The 19,876-nt window shown below is 33.4% G+C and carries 17 protein-coding genes, 1 pseudogene and 1 riboswitch; of the genes and pseudogenes, 3 read left to right on the forward strand and 15 right to left on the reverse strand.

Annotated features, from left to right (window positions below; all coding sequences use genetic code 11):
• Positions 1-239 precede the first annotated feature (239 nt).
• Positions 240-2,726 (forward strand): outer membrane beta-barrel protein, encoded by a 2,487-nt coding sequence (locus tag ACNH59_RS07000; RefSeq protein ID WP_418264705.1) that lies wholly within the window; start codon positions 240-242, stop codon positions 2,724-2,726.
• Between the two features lie 253 nt (positions 2,727-2,979).
• Positions 2,980-3,354 (forward strand): DUF3127 domain-containing protein, encoded by a 375-nt coding sequence (locus ACNH59_RS07005; RefSeq protein WP_418264706.1) that lies wholly within the window; start codon positions 2,980-2,982, stop codon positions 3,352-3,354.
• Positions 3,355-3,411: 57 nt separating this feature from the next.
• Here the strand turns inward: ACNH59_RS07005 and ACNH59_RS07010 are convergent, their stop codons facing one another.
• Positions 3,412-4,143 (reverse strand): phosphatase PAP2 family protein, encoded by a 732-nt coding sequence (locus ACNH59_RS07010; protein ID WP_418264707.1) that lies wholly within the window; start codon positions 4,141-4,143, stop codon positions 3,412-3,414.
• A gap of 89 nt (positions 4,144-4,232) precedes the next feature.
• Between ACNH59_RS07010 and aat the strand changes: the two genes are divergently transcribed.
• Entirely contained in the window at positions 4,233-4,874 is a 642-nt protein-coding gene (gene aat, locus ACNH59_RS07015) for a leucyl/phenylalanyl-tRNA--protein transferase (protein ID WP_418264708.1), read from the forward strand.
• A gap of 111 nt (positions 4,875-4,985) precedes the next feature.
• On the opposite strand, the gene ACNH59_RS07020 is transcribed toward aat, so the two are convergent.
• The 14 genes and pseudogenes from ACNH59_RS07020 to tsf all read right to left on the reverse strand — a co-directional run bounded on the left by ACNH59_RS07020 (position 4,986) and on the right by tsf (position 19,762).
• A complete protein-coding gene (locus ACNH59_RS07020; protein WP_418264709.1) occupies positions 4,986-5,696 on the reverse strand; it encodes a HesA/MoeB/ThiF family protein in 711 nt (236 codons plus the stop codon).
• A 98-nt stretch (positions 5,697-5,794) separates the two neighbouring features.
• Entirely contained in the window at positions 5,795-6,907 is a 1,113-nt protein-coding gene (thiH, locus tag ACNH59_RS07025) for a 2-iminoacetate synthase ThiH (protein WP_418264710.1), read from the reverse strand.
• 148 nt (positions 6,908-7,055) lie between these two features.
• The gene (locus tag ACNH59_RS07030; protein WP_418264880.1) at positions 7,056-7,832 is read right to left on the reverse strand and encodes a thiazole synthase; all 777 of its coding nucleotides are present in this window, start codon (positions 7,830-7,832) and stop codon (positions 7,056-7,058) included.
• The gene (locus ACNH59_RS07035; protein WP_418264711.1) at positions 7,813-8,451 is read right to left on the reverse strand and encodes a thiamine phosphate synthase; all 639 of its coding nucleotides are present in this window, start codon (positions 8,449-8,451) and stop codon (positions 7,813-7,815) included. The genes ACNH59_RS07030 and ACNH59_RS07035 overlap by 20 nt, the downstream gene beginning before the upstream one ends.
• Positions 8,444-9,199 (reverse strand): hydroxymethylpyrimidine/phosphomethylpyrimidine kinase, encoded by a 756-nt coding sequence (locus ACNH59_RS07040; protein WP_418264712.1) that lies wholly within the window; start codon positions 9,197-9,199, stop codon positions 8,444-8,446. Before ACNH59_RS07040 ends, ACNH59_RS07035 begins: the two co-directional genes overlap by 8 nt.
• Positions 9,172-9,771, reverse strand: a complete 600-nt coding sequence (locus ACNH59_RS07045) for a thiamine phosphate synthase (RefSeq protein WP_418264713.1) — start codon at positions 9,769-9,771, stop codon at positions 9,172-9,174. Before ACNH59_RS07045 ends, ACNH59_RS07040 begins: the two co-directional genes overlap by 28 nt.
• 75 nt (positions 9,772-9,846) lie before the next feature.
• Positions 9,847-11,670 carry a phosphomethylpyrimidine synthase ThiC gene (thiC, locus tag ACNH59_RS07050; RefSeq protein ID WP_418264714.1) on the reverse strand — a complete coding sequence of 608 codons (1,824 nt, stop codon included), beginning with the start codon at positions 11,668-11,670 and terminating at the stop codon, positions 9,847-9,849.
• A 148-nt stretch (positions 11,671-11,818) separates the two neighbouring features.
• Entirely contained in the window at positions 11,819-12,025 is a 207-nt protein-coding gene (gene thiS / locus ACNH59_RS07055) for a sulfur carrier protein ThiS (protein ID WP_220759644.1), read from the reverse strand.
• Between the two features lie 65 nt (positions 12,026-12,090).
• Positions 12,091-12,186, reverse strand: a riboswitch (TPP riboswitch).
• 240 nt (positions 12,187-12,426) lie between these two features.
• Positions 12,427-12,498 (reverse strand): annotated as a pseudogene (locus tag ACNH59_RS07060) (DNA-3-methyladenine glycosylase I); the annotation flags it as partial.
• 18 nt (positions 12,499-12,516) lie between these two features.
• Positions 12,517-16,119 (reverse strand): NACHT domain-containing protein, encoded by a 3,603-nt coding sequence (locus ACNH59_RS07065; RefSeq protein WP_418264715.1) that lies wholly within the window; start codon positions 16,117-16,119, stop codon positions 12,517-12,519.
• On the reverse strand, positions 16,109-17,230 hold the full coding sequence (locus ACNH59_RS07070; protein WP_418264716.1) for a metallophosphoesterase family protein: 1,122 nt from the start codon (positions 17,228-17,230) through the stop codon (positions 16,109-16,111). The genes ACNH59_RS07065 and ACNH59_RS07070 overlap by 11 nt, the downstream gene beginning before the upstream one ends.
• A gap of 87 nt (positions 17,231-17,317) precedes the next feature.
• The gene (locus tag ACNH59_RS07075) at positions 17,318-17,887 is read right to left on the reverse strand and encodes a DNA-3-methyladenine glycosylase I (protein WP_418264717.1); all 570 of its coding nucleotides are present in this window, start codon (positions 17,885-17,887) and stop codon (positions 17,318-17,320) included.
• Positions 17,874-18,530 carry a queuosine precursor transporter gene (locus ACNH59_RS07080; RefSeq protein ID WP_418264718.1) on the reverse strand — a complete coding sequence of 219 codons (657 nt, stop codon included), beginning with the start codon at positions 18,528-18,530 and terminating at the stop codon, positions 17,874-17,876. Before ACNH59_RS07080 ends, ACNH59_RS07075 begins: the two co-directional genes overlap by 14 nt.
• A gap of 263 nt (positions 18,531-18,793) precedes the next feature.
• Positions 18,794-19,762, reverse strand: a complete 969-nt coding sequence (gene tsf / locus ACNH59_RS07085; RefSeq protein WP_418264719.1) for a translation elongation factor Ts — start codon at positions 19,760-19,762, stop codon at positions 18,794-18,796.
• Positions 19,763-19,876: the final 114 nt, after the last annotated feature.

Raw genomic sequence — 19,876 nt, forward strand, 5'->3', positions numbered from 1 at the left:
AATATTTTTGGTAGTTGGGCATTAAACCTTTTGATGATAAGGCAGTCCTAGGATACCTTAAGGTGTTGTTTTGATATTGTTTTTTTTCGAGACGAATATACCAACTTGTTTTGGTAATCAATAGGAGTTAAGAAGCATTAAAAGTGTAGCAGAAATCAATTGTTTTCCTTAAAATCAGCATTTTTACTATAGTAGTTAATAGGATTGTCTTATTTTTGGCATTCAAAAAAAAAATTAGAATGAAATTAAATCAAATTATTTTAATGGTTGTCTTTTTGGCAACCAGTTCAATATTTGGTCAATTGACCGGAAAAGTAAAAGATGGAGATTATCCTTTAGAGTATGCAACAGCAACTTTGTTCTCAAGCCAATCAAAGACCCTTGTGGCTGGAGTTGTAACCGATGCTATGGGAACTTTTAAAATTGGGAATGTAAAAGCAGGTAGTTATTATTTGGAAATTTCTTTTATAGGTTTTGATAAAAAGATAATTAAAGATATTGTTATAAAAAATAGAAATGCCAAAATTGATGTGGGAACCATCCAATTAATTAGTGGTGGGAACAATCTAGAAAACGTAACGATAACGACTGAAAAAAGTACCGTAGTAAGTAAGATTGATCGTCAAGTTTATGATGCAAAGTCTTTTCAAAATAGTCAAGGAGGAACAGCCACTGATGTGTTGAGAAATCTACCTTCTATTTCAATTGATGGTCAAGGGGATATTAGTGTACGTGGTGCTACTGGTTTTATGGTTTTATTGAACGGTAAGCCAACTCAAGGAAGTATTACAACTATTTTAGGACAATTACCAGCCAATGCGATTGATAAAGTGGAAGTAGTTACGGCTCCTTCCGCTAAATATGACCCTGATGGGAAAGCGGGTATTCTAAATATTATTACCAAAAAAGGGGCAACAAACGGTGCTTATGCGCAAATTAATGTAAAAGGAGGTTTTCCTTCTATTGAAAATTACGATAACAAAGACAATGCGCAACGTTATGGAATTGACGGAACTTACAATGTGAAAAAAGACAAATGGGATATTTCCTTGGGGGGTAGTTTTGGACGAAATGACATTCAAGGTCGTAGAGAAGGCGATGTCTTTACAAATAATATAACTGAAAACTATAAAACACAATTCCCATCAGACGGAGAACGTAGTACGGATGAATTAAACTATAGCGGACGCTTTACTGTGGATTATACGCCAGATGCAGCTAATAATTTTTCGGTAGGTTTTTATGCAGGAAAACGTAAAAATGAAAGAACGGCTGATATTTATTACAACAACAAAAGAACTTCATTAACTGATGGGAGTACACTAAAAACCTTTGATTATTACAATGAAAACCTAAGAGTACGCGATGGCGATTTTGCTTTAGGAAGTTTTGATTATTCGCATATATTCAAAAATAAATCCAAATTAACTTCTTCATTTTTATACGAATACACACTGTTAGGTGGGCCAACAACCAATTTAAATCTAGGTTTTTCAGATCCTTCAATTGTGTATCAAGACGAATACAATACGAATGATAATCCATTGTACGGAACGAGAGCGCAATTGGATTACGAATTTAAACCTTTTTCTTTTGGGAAATTAGAAGCGGGTTACCAATTTAGAAAACTAAAACATAACGGTAATTTTATCTATGAAAGACGTAATCTAACATCAGGTGAATTCGAGATTGTTCCAGAGTTTACCAGTGTGGTGAATTTAGATCGTTTGTTGCATTCAGGATATTTGCAATTGAACGGAAGTAAACAAAAATGGGAATACGCAGCAGGTTTACGATTGGAATCCATGGATCGTGATTTTTATTTAAAAGGATACAACGAGCCAGCTGAGAATTTATCATACGATTATGTGAAATTATTTCCTTCGGCTTCGGCGCAGTATACCATGGACAACAATGTAAAAGTAAAAGTAGGATATAGCAAAAGAGTGGATCGTGCGCCAACCTACAAAATGAATCCATTTAAGGAAAGAGAGCACTCGGAGACATTTGAACAAGGGGATAAAAATTTACGTCCAGAGTTTACAGACTTAGTGGAGTTAGGTATCAGCAAAAATTTCAAAAATGGAAATTCTGTTTTTGCAACTGCGTATTACAGAGATACACAAAATTTGATTAACCGTGTCAATACACTTTCTTATACCACAGCTGAAGTGTTAAATGATACCATTTTAGATAGAATTTATACGAATGTGGGTCGTGGAAAAGCAATTGGTCTTGAAATAGGAACCCAATTCAAGCCTACAACCAAATGGACAAATTTTGTTGGTGCAAATGTGTACAATTTCAATATTGACGGAAGCTTTGATGGTAAAAGAATCAATTCGAATGCCATTCAGTATTCTATCAATGCCAACAGTACTTATAATTTTTCAGGCACAACTTCTTTGCAGTTTACATTGAATTATTTGTCTGAAAAAATCACAGCACAAGGAGAAGATTCCCGTTTTTATTCGCCTAATTTAACTCTGAGAAAAACCTTCTTAGACAATCAATTGGTGGCAACTTTGCAATGGCAAAATATAGACATGGGATTGTTAAATACCAATGAGCAACGCATTACGACATACAATCCAGGCGAATTTTATACCACTACGAATTATGTGTATGAAGTCGATATGGTTATTCTAAATCTTTCTTATACTTTTAATAAATCCAAAAACAAAGCGAAATTCATTGATAGTGAATTTGGTAAAAAAGAATTTTAGATTTGTTTAATGTCTATTTTATAAGCGCATTTGGGAAGAATCTCAAATGCGCTTTTTTATGGTAATCTGTTGAGAATAAATCCGTTTGTGATTGTTGATAATTTTTTAAATTTAGATTAAGTCGAATTTTGTCCACTACTAAAGAAGTTGTTATATTTGTAAAATAGAAGTTTCCCTTTCGGGGATTTTTTTGTCTTAGAACAAAGGCTTCTAGTCAAAAAAACGAATATAAATAACAATTAAAATAGAGAAGATGGAAGTTATAGGCAGAATTAAAGTGATTAATCCAGAGCAACAAGTAAGTGCCTCATTCAAGAAAAGAGAATTAGTTGTTACCACTGAAGAACAATATCCACAACATATATTAGTTGAGTTTACTCAAGATAAATGTGATGTATTAAACAGCTACGGAGTAGGAGAATCTGTAAAAGTTTCTATCAACCTAAGAGGTAGAGAATGGGTAAACCCACAAGGTGAAACTAGATATTTTAACAGTATCCAAGGATGGAGAATTGAAAAAGTAGGTGCTGAAGCGCCAGCAACTCAAGCTCCAGCAGCACCAGCGGCACCAGTTTTTACACCAGCAACTAATATCAATGATGAAGAAGCTGACGATTTACCGTTTTAATCAAAAAAGATATAAAATGCAAAAAGGCCTTGAATGATTTCAAGGCTTTTTTTATGATTAAAAACTGGGCTGAATCAACATTTCAAAACCAATTTTATTTCCAATTTGAGGATAAACAAAAGCAGTTCCCTTTTTCTTTTTTCCAAAGCGAAGCTTTTGTAAAGGATTGTAATGGGAAACAAGAATCCCCGAAGCCAATCCAATTCCTGCTCCTGCCAATACATCCGAACTAAAGTGTTTGTTGTTGGCAATACGCAATATTCCGGTTGCTGTAGCAAATACAAAACCGCTACTTGCATACCAAAAATTAGCATCTTTGTATTCTTGGTACAAAAGCGCTGCATTAGTAAAGGCAATCGCCGTATGTCCCGAAGGGAAACTCAACTGGTCCGAACCATCGGGTCTGGTAGATTTTACACTGTTTTTTAGAATCGTAACCAAAGTGTAACTCAAAGTATTGGCTGTTATGACATCAATTGTTCTATATTTTATGGTATTTTTTGGTGTAAAGCCCAAAAGTTCTCCTGCGTAGATTTGTATCAAAGGCACAAATATCGTTACATTATCAGCCTGAGTATGAAAATTAGAGCCAAAAAGAGAATTCGATTTCTCTTGATTGTCACGATTGAATTGACTGTTTAATAATAGCGCTCCTGAACCTATCAAAGCGCTAGGTAGGATAAACGATTTGTAGCTAAGCTTTTTGTGATTTGAAATAGAATCCAGTTGTTGCCCGTTAATATTAGAAATAAAAAAGAAGAGCAGTATAAAAGGAAATGTTTTTTTCATTTCAATAAAAATTGGTAGTTTACGAAGGTAACCAAATAAAGTAAATTACTTTTGCCAAAAATAAAGGTATCACGTTTTAGTGTCATATTATGGTTCATTTGTCTCAAGAATTATTTTTTCCACCCGTTTCTCAGGCTAATTACGACGGAATCGTAGCTATTGGTGGTGATTTATCAGCTGAAAGATTGCAACTCGCCTATAGGAGTGGGATTTTTCCATGGTTTGAGGATGGAGATCCCATTATTTGGTGGTCACCTAATCCTCGTATGGTGCTTTTCCTGGACGAACTTAGAGTAACTAAAAGTATGCGAAACATCCTCAATCGCAATATTTTCAAGGTCACATTTAATCAGGAATTCAGAGCGGTCATTTCCAACTGCCAAAAAGTAAAACGCAGTGGTCAAAACGGTACTTGGATTACGAACGAAATGATTGATGCCTACTGTAATTTGCATGAATTAGGAATAGCTAAATCAGTTGAGGTATGGCAAAATGATGAATTAGTAGGCGGTTTGTACGGCGTGGACATGGGACATATTTTCTGTGGCGAAAGTATGTTTTCCAAAGTATCGAACGCTTCCAAAGTAGCCTTTATAACTCTAGTCGAAAAATTAAGAAATGAAAATTACCAACTCCTAGATTGCCAAGTGTACAACGAACACCTAGTAAGTTTAGGTTGCCGTGAAATTGAACGAGGAGAGTTTATGAAGATACTTAAAAGTGATATTTAACCGCAAAGAGCACAAAGGTTTTTCGCAAAGAGAATCACAAAGTCACAGAGAGAGATTTTAAAGATTTCTTTAATTTCTCAAATCTGTGTTCCTAAATTTTAAAGGTAACAACTAAAAATTCAACTTAGTAAAACTCCAATTCAACGTACTATACAAAATCAATTCATTGTTCAAACTCGGCAATCCAATAATTAATTTCAACGTCTCATGTGCCATCATCGTGCCAATCATTCCTGGTAATGTACCCAGGACACCATTAAAACTACAATTAGGAACATCTTTAGGGTTAGGCGGTTCTGGGAACAAATCACGCAAGTTTTTACTGCCTTGATGATTGAACACAGCTAGTTGTCCTTCAAAACCTAAGATGCTACCATACACCAAAGTTTTTCCTAACGCCACACAGGTATCATTGACCAAATAGCGCGTACTGAAATTATCCGAACCATCGACCACCAAATCATAATCGGCAATAATTCTACTAGCATTTTCAGCTGTGAGTTTTTCTTCAAAAGCCTGAACCTGAATTAACGGATTGAGTTTTTCAACTGTGCTTTTGGCCGTTGTAGCTTTTGGTAATCCTATTTGGTCTTCCGTATATAAAATTTGTCGGTGTAGGTTGTGAATTTCGATTTTGTCAAAATCAACAATCCCTATCGTTCCTGCACCTGCGGTTGCAATGTACTGCAAAATAGGACAGCCCAAGCCTCCAGCGCCAATAACCAACACTTTGGCTTTTTTTAATTTTTCTTGACCCTCATCACCTATTTCAGGTAAAATGACTTGTCGGTTGTATCGTAAAAAATCTTGAATTACACTCATTTTTTAAGTTTCTAAGGTGTTGAGTTGCTGAGGTTCTGAGAGATGTAAAATTGTTTTTTAAAGTCTTAGCCTCTTAGCGACTAAGAGCCTCAGCTCCTCTAAAAATAACTTCTTTCCCAATCTTTCCAAACAGGTTCATATCCTTTATCTGTAATGATTTTGGCGATTTCAGCCACTGAACGTTCATCACTAATTTCAAATTGTTCCAAGGATTGCGGATCCACGACATAACCACCTGGATTGGTTTTGGAACCAGCACTCATGCTTGTTGTTCCAATAGGAATAATGTTGTTTCGGAATTTTTCATTCTCACGAGTTGAAATCGAAATTTCCAAATCCTCATTCCACAAACGGTACGCACAAATCAGTTGAGTCAAATCCTTATCGTCCATAATGAAATTGGGTTCGATAATCCCTTCGGCAGGACGCAGTCTAGGAAAAGACACCGAATACTTAGTTCTCCAATAATTTTTTTGCAAATAATCCAAATGCAAGGCGTTGAAAAAACTATCGGTACGCCAATCTTCCAAACCTAATAAAACGCCTAAACCAATCTTGTGAATGCCCGCTTTTCCAATGCGATCAGGGGTGTCTAAACGGAAGTCAAAATTGGATTTCTTGCCCTTGGTATGGTATTTTTTATAGACTTCCTGATGGTAGGTTTCTTGATATACCAAAACCGAATAGACTCCCGCCTCATGCAAACGCTCGTATTCTTCTTGCGATAGCGGTTGCACTTCGACCGAAATAATTGAAAAATCATTTTTTATCAGCTCGATAGCATTCAGGAAATAATTGATGTTTACCGTATAATTTGCTTCGCCAGTAACTAATAAAACATGGTTAAATCCTAGTTTTTTTAAGGCTTCAACTTCTTGTTTGATTTCGCTATCCAGTAAGGTTTTGCGTTTGATTTTGTTATCCAAACTAAAACCGCAATAAGTACAGATATTTTGACACTCATTGCTCAAATACAAAGGCGCATACATCTGGATGGTTTTCCCGAAACGTTTCTTGGTCAATTCATGACATTCTTGTGCCATTGGCTCCAAGTATGGTTGCGCCGCTGGGGAAATCAACGCCAAAAAATCATCCAAATTGCGTTTGGTCTTCGCCAAGGCTTGTTCTACTTGCTTGGAAGTAGTTTGGTAGATTCTGTTTTGAATTTCGTCCCAATTATATTGTTCAAAAACGGATTTAAATGTTGTCATTGGATTGTTTTTATTGTAATTTTTTTACCGCAAAGGGCACTAAGATTTACGCAAAGTTCGCAACGCTATGGTTTTTTATTTTTTTGAAAAGTTCGCTAAGCTTTGTGAACTTTGCGAAAAAACCTTGCGGACTTTGAGGTTAAATAAATTACTCATACAAAAATGCGGTCAACGGACTCGACGCCACGGCTTGTTTGTATTGCTGTCCTAGTTTCGCTTCGTATGCTTTGCGTCCTGCAATGACCGCTTCTTTAAAAGCTTCGGCCATTAATTTAGGATTTCCAGCAACGGCAATGGCAGTGTTTACCAATACCGCATCGGCTCCTAATTCCATGGCTTTGGCAGCATCAGAAGGCGCTCCAATTCCCGCATCGATAATCACAGGAACATTCGATTGTTCGATGATAATTTCCAAAAAATCAATTGTTTTTAGTCCCTTATTACTGCCTATAGGCGAACCCAATGGCATCACAGCGGCTGTTCCTACATCTTCTAATCGCTTGCACAAAACAGGGTCGGCATGGATATAAGGCAAAACGATAAAACCTAGTTTAGCCAATTCTTCTGTAGCTTTTAGCGTTTCAATGGGGTCAGGAAGCAAATACCTTGGATCAGGATGGATTTCGAGTTTCAGCCAATTGGTTTCCAAAGCTTCTCTTGCCAGTTGTGCTGCAAAAACAGCTTCTTTGGCATTTCGAGCGCCTGAGGTATTGGGAAGCAAATTGATTCTAGGGTGTTTCAAATGCGATAATATTGCATCGGTGTCTGTTTCTAAATCCACTCGCTTCAAAGCTACTGTTACTAATTCACTTTCAGAGGCCAGAATAGCTTCTTCCATTTGGATATTCGAACCAAATTTTCCTGTTCCTAAAAACAAGCGAGATTCTAATGTTTTGTCTCCTATTTTAAACGATGACATAGCCATATAATTTTTCATTAAGTTGTGTGATTAATTTTGTTTTGGAATCGCTGTTGGTCAGCAATCCTGAAACGGCAATCCCATGAATTCCTGTTTTGATGATGGATTCGACATCCTCAAGTTGAATGCCACCAATGGCAAATACAGGTATTTTGATTTGCTCTTGTTGGAGTTGGTCAAGGATTTTTTGATAGCCTTCTAAACCTAAAATAGGACTTAGTTTGTCTTTGGTTGTTGTAAAACGAAAAGGTCCTAAACCTACATAATCGCAACCATTCGCCACATGGCTAAGGATGTTTTCGTAGGTATTTGCGGTGCCTCCAATAATTTTGGCCTCGCCCAAAATAGTTCGTGCTTCAGGAATTGCCATATCAGTTAAGCCTAAATGAATTCCATCAGCATCTATTTCTTTGGCTAGACGCACATTGTCATTGATGAATAAGGTGGCTAGGTATTCTTGACACAGTATTTTTGTGGCTTCGGCCAAGGTTAAAAGGTCTTTTTCAACCGTGGTTTTGAATCGCATTTGAATCCAGTCACAACCATGGTCTAAAGCCTGATGGATGTTGTATAACTGCTCTTCGACAGTGTTTCCTTGCGAGATATATTGTAAACGATTAAGCATGATGGTATCCTAATTGATTTTGAGTTGATACTAAAAAGTTTTCGGTGTACTCTTTGCCTTTGATGCAGGCGGAAAGTAAATTTTGTCCCAAGGCGATTTGGGCCGTTATCGCAGCAGATAAGACACAACCCGAACCATGTTTGGGATAGACGACAGTATTTTTTGGCGAAAGCCTATAAAAACGGTCTTTGATGTATAAAAAATCGACTCCAATTTCAGAAGGGTTATGACCTCCTTTTAATAAAACCGAACAATGTTTGGATAGGTTTTCGATGCTATTCTCAATGTTTTTTTCGGTGGGGACCAATTTTTGAATTTCCTCATAATTGGGCGTTATCAATTCTATTTTGTCTAAAATGGAGGCCAAATCATTTTGATTTTCAATAGTTAAAAAATGGAATTCGGTGGTGGATTTTAATACCGTGTCCCAAATTATTTTGGTCTTTGGCGAAAGCCTATGGAGAAGCAAAACAATTTTTTTTAAATAGTCCAAGGACGGAACAATGCCAATTTTTACGGCTTTTATGTCATATTTTTGAAATAGCGTTTCGATAGACTGTAATACGAATTCGATAGCAGTCCACTCGATGGAAACAAAATCCGTTTCGGTTTGAATGGTATTGGCGGTATTTATCGCAAAACCATACACCTGATGTTGTTCAAAAGTTTTAATATCAGCCAGAACGCCCGCCCCTGCTGATGGGTCAAAACCTGCAATGCTTAGTACGAAAGGGCGATTTGTTGACATGATTTGAAATTTTGAATTGAATTTTCGGTGTTCCAGATAGTTCCTAAAAGTGCAATATCGTCAAAACCAGCCTTAATAGTTTTGTCAATGTTCTCAGATGATATTCCTCCAAGCGCTACTAATTGAGTTGAAAAATTGCTTCTGTTTTTAATATCTTCAAATAAATTGGTTTCGGATTGGTAATTGGATTTTGAAATACTCGGAAATACGGGACTTAAAAACGCATATTGAAAAAAGAGTCTTAAATGATTAAAGCCTTCGATAGAATGCGTTGAAGTTGATAGACGAATTCTTCTTTCATTGTATTCGTATAGCTTTTCTGTGCTGATTTCTTTTCTTTCTTTTTCAGATAAATGAAGGCGAATGATTCCTAAATCTTCGGCTAAATGATGATGATGGTGTACAACCAGTTTATTTAGAAATTCCAATCCAATTGCTTTTACAAATTTTTCCATTTCTATAGCTGAAAATTCAGGCTTGCGAATATGTAACAACTCCAGTCCATGCTCAAGAAGCTCATGGATGGTGTTGATTTCATTTGCTACCGCAGTTGGATGGGTGATGACAATCATATTGTAAAGTATTAAGTAGTGAGTATTAGGTATTAAGATTTTTTGGTCTTGATACTTAATACTCTATTCTTAATTCTATGAATAAATTTCTTTTCCTTGTTCGATAAACTCTTCTGATTTCTCTTGCATTCCTTTTTTAGCCTCTTCGACATCGCGAATTTCTTGTGAGATTTTCATCGAGCAGAATTTAGGACCACACATCGAGCAGAAATGCGCTACTTTGGCACCATCCGCAGGTAAGGTTTCATCGTGGAATTCACGAGCCGTGTCTGGGTCTAATGATAAGTTAAATTGGTCTTCCCAACGGAATTCAAAACGAGCTTTACTCAAGGCGTTGTCACGGTATTGTGCTCCCGGATGTCCTTTGGCCAAGTCGGCAGCGTGGGCTGCAATTTTATAGGTGATTACACCGTCTTTTACGTCTTTTTTATTAGGTAAACCAAGGTGTTCTTTTGGAGTTACATAACACAACATCGCACATCCGTACCAACCAATCATCGCAGCACCAATAGCTGAAGTAATATGGTCGTAACCTGGTGCAATATCAGTTGTTAATGGTCCTAAAGTATAAAATGGCGCTTCAGAACAATGTTCTAATTGCTTGTCCATGTTTTCTTTAATCATGTGCATTGGTACGTGACCTGGTCCTTCGATGAATACTTGCACATCGTGTTTCCAAGCGATTTTAGTCAATTCACCAAGCGTTTCTAATTCGGCAAACTGCGCAGCATCATTGGCATCGGCAATCGAACCCGGACGTAAACCATCTCCAAGTGAGAAAGCCACATCGTATTGTTTCATGATTTCGCAAATTTCTTCAAAATGTGTGTACAAGAAGTTTTCTTTGTGGTGGAACAAACACCATTTAGCCATAATCGACCCTCCACGAGATACGATTCCTGTAACACGATTAGCAGTTAAATGAATATAACGCAACAATACCCCAGCGTGAATCGTAAAATAAGAAACTCCTTGTTCCGCTTGTTCGATAAGTGTATCGCGGAAAATTTCCCAAGTCAAGTCTTCGGCAATACCGTTTACTTTTTCTAAGGCTTGGTAAATAGGCACCGTTCCAATTGGCACTGGTGAATTACGGATGATCCATTCTCTGGTTTCGTGGATGTTTTTACCTGTCGATAAATCCATAATCGTGTCAGCTCCCCAACGGCAAGCCCAAACTGCTTTTTCTACTTCTTCTTCAATAGAAGAGGTTACAGCACTGTTCCCGATATTAGCATTAATTTTCACCAAGAAATTACGTCCTACAATCATCGGTTCGCTCTCAGGGTGGTTGATGTTGTTTGGGATGATGGCGCGACCCGCTGCAATTTCGCTACGAACAAACTCAGGAGTGATTTTGTTTTTAGGGGTATTGGCACCAAAACTATGTCCTGCGTGTTGGCATTGCATCGCTTTTTGAGCCGTTTCTAATTGTTCGATACGTTGGTTTTCACGAATCGCAATGTATTCCATTTCTGGTGTGATGATACCTTGTTTTGCATAATACAATTGGGTAACATTAGCCCCTTTTTTTGCACGCATCGGTTTGTGTAGGTATTCAAAACGCAAATGATTTAATTTGTCATCATTCAAACGCTCTTTACCATAGTTCGAACTGATTTCAGTTAATTCTTCCACATCACCACGGTCTAAGATCCATTGCTCACGGATGCGTGGCAATCCTTTGCGCACATCAATTTCGATATTCGGGTCTGTGTAAGGACCAGAAGTATCGTAAACCGTTACGGGTGGGTTTTTCTCTACACCACCTTTAGCAAGTTTAGTGTCAGAAAGGTGAATTTCGCGCATAGCGACTTTTATCGGGTGAATGTCACCATCGATATATACTTTAGTGGAATTTGGAAAGGGCTGTCTTGAAATTTCTTGTTCGTTTGTCATGATTTTGTAATTAGATTAGACACGGATTAAACGGATTCGTCAAAGCGAAAACACATATAAAACGGATTTTATTTTTGAATTGAATTTTTGTTTCACTAATTCTCATTTTTGAGATTGAATACTGAAAACTGCGACTGAAAACTGAATACTATCCCCCCTGCGTAGCCGAAATAATCAAAATATCGTCAGTTTCGGATAGGAGGTGTTGGTTCCAATTGGATTTTGGAATTACGGTTTGGTTCACCGCTACGGCGATACCGTTTTGTTTTTGTGGAATTTCAATATCAAGCAAGGCTTGAATGCTGAGAGCATCTGCTTGAAATTGTTTAGTTTGATTGTTGATTTTTAGTTCCATTCCTTTAATTTTTTTGAATTAAAATTACTTTAGGAATGGCTACAATTACCCAAAAATGGGACTACGGAAGTCATCTTACTTTTCCCTACGCTAGTATGAACTAGATCAGGTTCAGAGGGTAAAATCTCAGCCTACAATTGTAGACACCCCTAAAGTGAGCGACAAATGTAGTGAAAAAGTTAGAAATAAGATTTTAGAAACTAGAAGTTTAACAATTTTGTAATCAAAACTGTTAAAAATCAACACTTAAACCTAGATTGCGCAGTGGAACGCAGATAGCACAGATGAAGCAGATTTACACGGATTTTTTTATAGCTTCTTGCATAATATCTGCGACAATCTGCGTGAAAAAAATCAACAAAACCTAATGCGGTTTCTGAGTTAAAACTGATTACTGAATACTAGTCTCTCGTCCAGCAATTCTCAACGTGGTCATTCACCATGCCAGTAGCTTGCAGGTGTGCGTACACTACGGTTGAATAGTTAAAACTTTATAAATTGATAGTTTCAATAATTTTTTTTGATTGTTTAAAATTCAGTTTTTCTCTTAATGAATTTAAGTATGTTTCTTTAGAACTTTCAATTAGGTGATTAATAAAGAAAGTTTTTGAATAGTTTTCTTTGTAAATGTTTTTTATTTCATTTAAAATGCTTTGTATGTATTTATAATTTTTTTCATTTCTAGAAAAGAGATTTACTAAACTGTTAAGCATTTGTTTAGAATAATGAAAGTCAAATGTATCTTCAGATTTATCGTTATAAACAATATCAAAAAAATCTTTTATTCTATGAAGTTCTTCAATTTGATTATACTTTAATAAATCTTCGATTATATATCCATCAGCTCGATGCTTGCTTGGATTTTGATTAATTTTGATCAATGATTTAATGTAAATTTCTAAAGCATTTTTTTGATTAGTATAAAATAAAATATTTATTGCTTTCTGTAGAAAGTTTTCTTTTTCAGTTTTAATATATTTTCTCGCTATTTCTAAAATAAATTTATCATCTAAATTTCTTGTTTTGAGTATATCAATCGCATTCCAACATAAATATGAATCAATGTTGTTGCAACATGATTTTAAAAAATCTTTTTGGTTTTCAATTAAATCACAATATTTAATTATTAAATTACTATCAGTAAAAGAATTTTTGTCTTCAATGATGATATTTCCAATTTTTTCATATGTCTGTACAAGTTTGTTTTCTAAGGAATAGTAAATATGATTTTTTAAAGGGAAATAGCTTAGCCTTTTCTCTTTAATATTTTTAATTATTTGATTATTTAATTCATCTTTATTTATTCTTTGACTAATAAAAGTTAAAATATCGTTTTCTTCTGAGTTTTCAATGATATTGTAGTACTCTAATGTGTTTAAATAAAATATGTTAGGGTAAATAAAGTCAAATTTTTGATCAAAGAAATAAAGTGTTTTTAAGATGTAATAGTTTGGATATACTGAAAAGCTCCTGTTGTCTTCGTCAGAAAATTCTATTACTTGGCTATAATTAAAGTTTTCTAAAATTTTAAAGCATTTATTTTTTATGAAATCTATTTGTTCATTTTTAATGATAAACTTTTCGTATGTATCTCTCTTTATTTTATCTTTTATAATTGAAAGAATAAAATAATCATCTTTCAGAAGGTAGGATATACTTTCAAAAGTTTGGCTGTTATAATCTCTAATAGCTTTCGAAATTATCTCATGAATTGTATAAGAAATACTATGGTAATTTGTTTCTTTATACCATTGCATATTAATTTCATGATATTCTGCCCAAGAAATTTTTTCTTTTTCATTTTGTACAAAAACATTTCTAATCTTATTTAATAGATTTGAAGCGTCAAATAAAACATCAAAGTTTTCTTGAATAAATTTTTTATACTCTTTTTTTTCTCTTTCAATATCTGCTTGTGTTGGTAATTTGTAAGTGAATTTAAATCCAGATTCAATCATCTCTTTTTCAAAATAATAACCTAATTCGGTATTGTTATTATAAAGATTCCATTTTAGTCTATTTATTTCCTCTGTATCGTTTACTTTTAAAAAGTTTGTTTTAAAAAGTTCTAAGATATTATCAATTGTTGCTTTTGAAGAAATAAATGAAATTAATGGTAAAGTTTTTATATCCAAATTATGATTTTCAAGAATATATTTTGAAGCGAAATATTCTGTTTTGGAAAATTTTATTAATTCTGGTAAAAATTGATCTTTTCTATAGATGTAATTATTTTCAGGTTTTATAAATGCATCAATAATCTTATATAAAAAGGAAATGTCTTCTTTTATGAAATTTGAAATTTTTTGAAATAGTTTTTGTTTAAAATCTTTTTTATAAAAATCAGAGAGTTTTAAAGCAAATTGGTCATTGAAAATTATGTTTAAAATTTGAATAAAGTTTTTAGAAGAATTAATTTTAAAAATTAATTCTTCTAAAATCCATTCAGTTCCTCTTATTGTTTTATCTGAAATTCTTTCTTGTTTAATTTCATATAGTTTGTACAAGGAATTTTTAAGAATTTTAAAATTATTATCTAAGTCGTTAATATCATTTAACATCAAAATAATTTGATGATTTATTTCTGGAGAATATTCGTTTTTGAAAAAATCAGTAATTTTTATAAATACGGCTTCTTCTTTATGGAATTTATGAGAAATAATGACTCTTAAAATATCTTCTTTATATTCTGTATTATATAAAAAACCAAGTAGTTGTGATTTAAATTCAGTTTTTCTGTTGTTAGGTATAGGAACAAAACTTAAAATATCAATTGCAGATTTTACGGATCTGAATGGATTTTTTTCATCTTTAATATGCGATATTAAAAAATCTAAATTTGCAAATCGAGCAATCGTATTGACTGAGAATCTTCTATTTTTGCCTATCCAAAATGTTTTCTCAATACAAGTTTCTTTGAAATATTTTTCAAAAATTTTATTTTTTGTTTTTTCATCTAAACGGTCTGGTTCTGAATGGAATAAAATCTCATATTCGTTTTTTAAAAGCCATTCTTTTATTTCTTGATATTTATCACTTTTTAGAATGTTTAGTAAAAAAGTTATTGTATTAAATAATGTAGGTTTTGTTAGATTGATGTCTTTATGAATTTTTATTGTTTCAATAATTTTATCTGAATCTAATCCAGATAAAAATTTTGCTGCAAAAAATTCTTGATAATTTTTATGCCTGAAAATTAAATTCTCTGATTGTGGTAATCTTTCTATAAAAGTGATTTGTTCAAAAGTGTTTTTATCATCTTTTCCAATTAAACTTAATAAATCATCATCAATGATGTAGTTTTGTTCCATTAATTCGTTTATAAAGGCAACTTTTTCAATGCATTTTGTTATGTGAGAAATATCTAAGTTTTCTCGCTTATTTAATTTTTCTTTATTTAATTTTTTTAATTCTGTTTTAATAAATAAATCCCAACATTCTTGTTGTGTTTCTGGGAATCGGTTGTTCTCAATAAAAAAATTAGCAAATAGGTCTAGATTGAAAGGGTTTTCTAAATAGACTTTGTATTTTTCTAGATCAAAATTTGACAATTCTAAGGCATAATTTTCCTTTAAAATTTTAGTTATCTGTTTTTCATTTAAATTTTCAAGGTAGAAATACTTAAACTCAGTAATATTGATTAAGTATTTTTCATAGATATTAGTTCTACAGCTTAGTATAACATTAATTGTTTTTTCTTTATTTTTTGATAAAAAAAGTTCCAGTTCTGATACAAAATCTTGAATTTTGGCGATTTCATCTAATCCGTCTAAAATAAAAGTGATTATAGGTAATTCTGCCCATTGTTTGAATGGTATTAATTCTTCAAACTTTGATCTTTCTCTAAAATTTTTGATGTTAATATAAAAAGGGATATTTCCTGTTTCAGATTTTGAATCCCAAAGTTTCTCAAAGATGTTTTTTAGTTCTGTTGTTTTTCCAATGCCAGGATTACCAAGTAAAACAATTTTTGGTGTATCTCTAAAAGCGTCTAATAATGTTTTATTGTTTTCTTCTTCTTTAGAAAAAAATGAATTATAGGTAGTATTTAATTTATCAGAGACAAATCTTGGTTGGTAATGATTAGTCTTCATTTTCAAAATTATTTATGAAATTGTTTATATTGGTATAATCGTTTATGAAATTGTTTTTCGAATTATAAATATTTTTTAATTCATTTTCATTAATATTTATTTCGTAATCATATTCAGTAAAGGGTTCCTCGTTATCTAAATCGACATCAAATAGATATCTATTTTTATAATATCTTCTAAATAAATTTGTGATTTTTTTAGTATTAAAGTCGATATCGATTATTGAGTAACCAGAGATGTATTCAGAATCTTTTTCATAAGGCTTGTCAAATGCTGATCGACCACTAATGGTTACAAATCTTTTTTTGTCATGTCCAATAATTGAAACCCTATTTGAATGTTCATGTCCATTTAATAAGATTTGAAATTTTTTATTTTTTAATATATTTTCAATATTTTTTTTTTCATCATGATTAAAGATTTCTAAAGGATGATGCATTACTGCAATATTTAAAATAGTGTTGTTTTGTTCAAATATTTTTAATGCTCTCATGAATTGATTACTCCCCATAAAATGATTTTCCACTTTATTTTGAGTGCATCTCCATGAATCATTTGCTAGCATAATTCCAATGTTGAAGCCTTTAAAATTATAAATATATGTTGATTCAAAATCTGAATAAAAATAAGTTCCTTTTTTAATTGATTCTGCATGGTAATTTTCTTCAAAATTTAGAAAATTTTCTAATTTATTGAAATTTAGAAATTCTGAATTCTTGAATAGATTACAAATTCTGTTAACTTCTTCTGATTTTGTAAAAATTGATTTTAAGCCAGCATCTAAAATTTCATTTGTTTTATTGCCCTGAATATCATGATTGCCACTTATAAATAAAATTTGTTCTGGGATTATTGGCAGTTTGTCACATACTTTATCTATAAATTCTTTTCTAAAAATATCGAATGGATTATTAAATATTCTATATTCTTCAATATTAATAAGAGATACTCCACCTCTGTCAACTAAATCTCCAGTTATAATTATTAAATCAACTTGTTTATCATTAATTTGTTTTTTTAAATCATTAATCAAACAGTCTAAGTAATAAAGTTGTAAATCCTCAATGTTTATAGAGGACAAGTGTATATCAGAAAGATGAATTATTCTCATTTAATAAATTAATTAATGACATGATTTACGAAAGTAAGATATTTGTATTACTTATTTGTGGAAAATTTTAAATCAAATGTTATTGGTTTACTTTCTCGTCCAGCAATTTTCAACATGGTCATTTACCATGCCGGTAGCTTGCATGTGCGCATAAACAACCGTAGAACCAACGAATTTAAAACCTCGCTTTTTTAAATCTTTGCTAATAGCATCCGAAAGTGGGGTAGTGGCAGGCACATCTTTGAGCGTTTTGGGTTTATTGTCAATAGGTTTGCCATCTACAAATCCCCAAATGTATTTGGAAAAACTGCCAAATTCTTCTTGGATTTTGATGAAATTTTGAGCGTTTGTGACCGCCGAATAGACTTTGAGTTTGTTTCGAATGATACCTGAATCTTGTAATAATTCTTGGATTTTTTCATCCGAGTATTGGGCTATTTTTTTGTAGTCAAATTGGTCAAAAGCTTGGCGGAAATTTTCTCTTTTGTTCAGGATGGTAATCCAACTCAAACCCGCTTGGAAGGTTTCGAGTAATAAAAACTCAAATAGGGTGGCGTCATCATAGACGGGTTTGCCCCATTCGGTGTCGTGGTATTCTCGGTATAAGTCACTGGATAAACACCAGCTGCATCTTGGTTTGTCGTTAATGGGATTCATCTTGAGCGATGTATTTTTTGATTAAAAAATGACCTAAGTAAATCATAGGAGTAAGCAGGATGGCGACAACCAGCTTGAAAGTGTAACCTGTGAGCGCTGAGGAAATAAAGGTATCCAAATTAATTTTTCCAGGTAACCAAAAAGCGATACCTAGTACAATAAAGGAATCGAATAATTGAGAAATGACGGTAGAACCTGTAGTTCGGAGCCATATTTTGCGGTCACCCGTTCTTTTTTTGAAAAACCAAAACATACTCACATCAATCAATTGTGAGATTAAGAAGGCGGTGATGCTTCCTACGATAATCCACATGCTTTGTCCAAAAACGGCTTGAAATTGGTCATCGTTCACGGGTGAAATCCCTTTTGCGGCAGGAATGCCAATGGCTAAAAATAAAACGATAAAAGAGTAGGCAATAAGGCAGGCGGTGATTAAGGAGAGTTTTTTAACTCCTTTTTCGCCAAAATATTCGTTGATTAAATCAGTAGTCAGAAAAACTATAGGCCAGGGTAAAATTCCGATACTCATCACAAAGGGACCAATTTGGATTAATTTTCCGCCTATGAGTTCGGCAGTTACAGCGTTGGTGATGAAGATTCCCGCCAGAATGATAAAGATGAGTTCTTTTTTGGTTTTAAACATATATTTGAGATGAAACTCAAAAATACTATTTTATTTGAAATGAAATAGAAACTTATATAAACTTGATTACGCATTGGAATACAGACCTGTCTGCTGACAGGCAGGTAGTACAGATGAAACGGATTTACACAGATTTTTTTAATAGTTTATAACATAAAATCTGCGAAAAAAAACAATAAAGTCCTAATGCGGATTTGGGTTAAAATCATAAAAAAAATCCCATTCGAAACCGAATGGGATTTGATGTGAAAAGTTATATTGGATTATCCTAAAGTAACTCTTTTGAAACCTGTAATTTCAACGTTGAAACCTTTAACATAGTCACCTACTTTTTTACTGTCATCTTTGATGAAGTTTTGATCTAGTAAAGCTTTTTCTTGATCTAAAGTAGTGTTGTCAGAGATGAAACGTTGTACTTTTCCAGGAATAATTTTGTCCCAAATTTGCTCTGGTTTACCTTCTGCTTTTAATTCAGCTTTAGCATCTTCTTCAGCTTGTTTCAATACTTCTTCAGTCAATTGAGCGTAAGAGATGTATTTAGGAACGTTTTTCAACGTTTTTCCTAAACGTTTTGCTTCTTCATTTTCTTTTTCAATTACTGCAATGCGAGCCTCTAGTTCAGCAGCGATGAAAGCAGGGTCAAAATCTTTGTAAGATAATGTGTCAGCTCCCATAGAAGCAACTTGCATAGAGATGTCTTTTGTTAAAGTTTCTGCATTCGCAATTGGAGCAGAAATAGCTGTTAATGCAGCAATTTTGTTCACGTGAACATAAGATCCAATGTAAGCACCTTCTAAAATTTCGAAACCACCGATTTCAATTTTTTCACCGATAACTCCAGTTTGTTCGATTAGTTTCTCAGCAACTGTAATTCCGTTGAAATCTGAAGCTAAGAATTCCTCTTTTGAAGAGAAGTTAATTGCTTTTTCAACTAATTCTTTAGCTAAAGCAACGAAAGTTTCATTTTTACCAACGAAATCTGTTTCACAGTTTAATGTGATAATAGCTCCTTTAGTTTTGTCAGCATTGATAAAAGAAACAGCAGCTCCTTCAGAAGACTCACGGTCAGAACGATTAGCAGCTACTTTTTGTCCTTTTTTTCTAAGGTTTTCAATAGCTTTATCGAAATCTCCTTCAGCTTCAACTAAAGCTTTTTTACAGTCCATCATTCCTGCTCCTGTAGTTTGTCTTAATTTGTTTACGTCTGCAGCCGTTATAGTTATAGTTGACATAATGTTTTATTTTTAATGTTAAAAGTAAAAAATTCCAATTTATAAATCCCAAATTCCAGTTTTAATAAATTACTAACCTAAGGTTATTAATCGTTTGGGGAATTTGGAATTTAA

The sequence above is a fragment of the Flavobacterium faecale genome (assembly GCF_048320115.1).
In the GTDB taxonomy this organism is placed as follows: domain Bacteria; phylum Bacteroidota; class Bacteroidia; order Flavobacteriales; family Flavobacteriaceae; genus Flavobacterium; species Flavobacterium faecale_A.

Bases quoted from the DNA above. Each gene is read 5' to 3' on its own strand.
- ACNH59_RS07005 (WP_418264706.1), top strand. From the start codon at position 2,980: ATGGAAGTTATAGGCAGAATTAAAGTGATTAATCCAGAGCAACAAGTA.
- aat (WP_418264708.1), top strand. From the start codon at position 4,233: ATGGTTCATTTGTCTCAAGAATTATTTTTTCCACCCGTTTCTCAGGCT.
- tsf (WP_418264719.1), bottom strand. From the start codon at position 19,762: ATGTCAACTATAACTATAACGGCTGCAGACGTAAACAAATTAAGACAA.
- thiH (WP_418264710.1), bottom strand. From the start codon at position 6,907: ATGACAACATTTAAATCCGTTTTTGAACAATATAATTGGGACGAAATT.
- ACNH59_RS07065 (WP_418264715.1), bottom strand. From the start codon at position 16,119: ATGAAGACTAATCATTACCAACCAAGATTTGTCTCTGATAAATTAAAT.
- ACNH59_RS07045 (WP_418264713.1), bottom strand. From the start codon at position 9,771: ATGATTGTCATCACCCATCCAACTGCGGTAGCAAATGAAATCAACACC.
- ACNH59_RS07020 (WP_418264709.1), bottom strand. From the start codon at position 5,696: ATGAGTGTAATTCAAGATTTTTTACGATACAACCGACAAGTCATTTTA.
- ACNH59_RS07040 (WP_418264712.1), bottom strand. From the start codon at position 9,199: ATGTCAACAAATCGCCCTTTCGTACTAAGCATTGCAGGTTTTGACCCA.
- thiC (WP_418264714.1), bottom strand. From the start codon at position 11,670: ATGACAAACGAACAAGAAATTTCAAGACAGCCCTTTCCAAATTCCACT.
- ACNH59_RS07030 (WP_418264880.1), bottom strand. From the start codon at position 7,832: ATGGCTATGTCATCGTTTAAAATAGGAGACAAAACATTAGAATCTCGC.
- ACNH59_RS07010 (WP_418264707.1), bottom strand. From the start codon at position 4,143: ATGAAAAAAACATTTCCTTTTATACTGCTCTTCTTTTTTATTTCTAAT.
- thiS (WP_220759644.1), bottom strand. From the start codon at position 12,025: ATGGAACTAAAAATCAACAATCAAACTAAACAATTTCAAGCAGATGCT.
- ACNH59_RS07035 (WP_418264711.1), bottom strand. From the start codon at position 8,451: ATGCTTAATCGTTTACAATATATCTCGCAAGGAAACACTGTCGAAGAG.
- ACNH59_RS07000 (WP_418264705.1), top strand. From the start codon at position 240: ATGAAATTAAATCAAATTATTTTAATGGTTGTCTTTTTGGCAACCAGT.
- ACNH59_RS07070 (WP_418264716.1), bottom strand. From the start codon at position 17,230: ATGAGAATAATTCATCTTTCTGATATACACTTGTCCTCTATAAACATT.
- ACNH59_RS07080 (WP_418264718.1), bottom strand. From the start codon at position 18,530: ATGTTTAAAACCAAAAAAGAACTCATCTTTATCATTCTGGCGGGAATC.
- ACNH59_RS07075 (WP_418264717.1), bottom strand. From the start codon at position 17,887: ATGAATCCCATTAACGACAAACCAAGATGCAGCTGGTGTTTATCCAGT.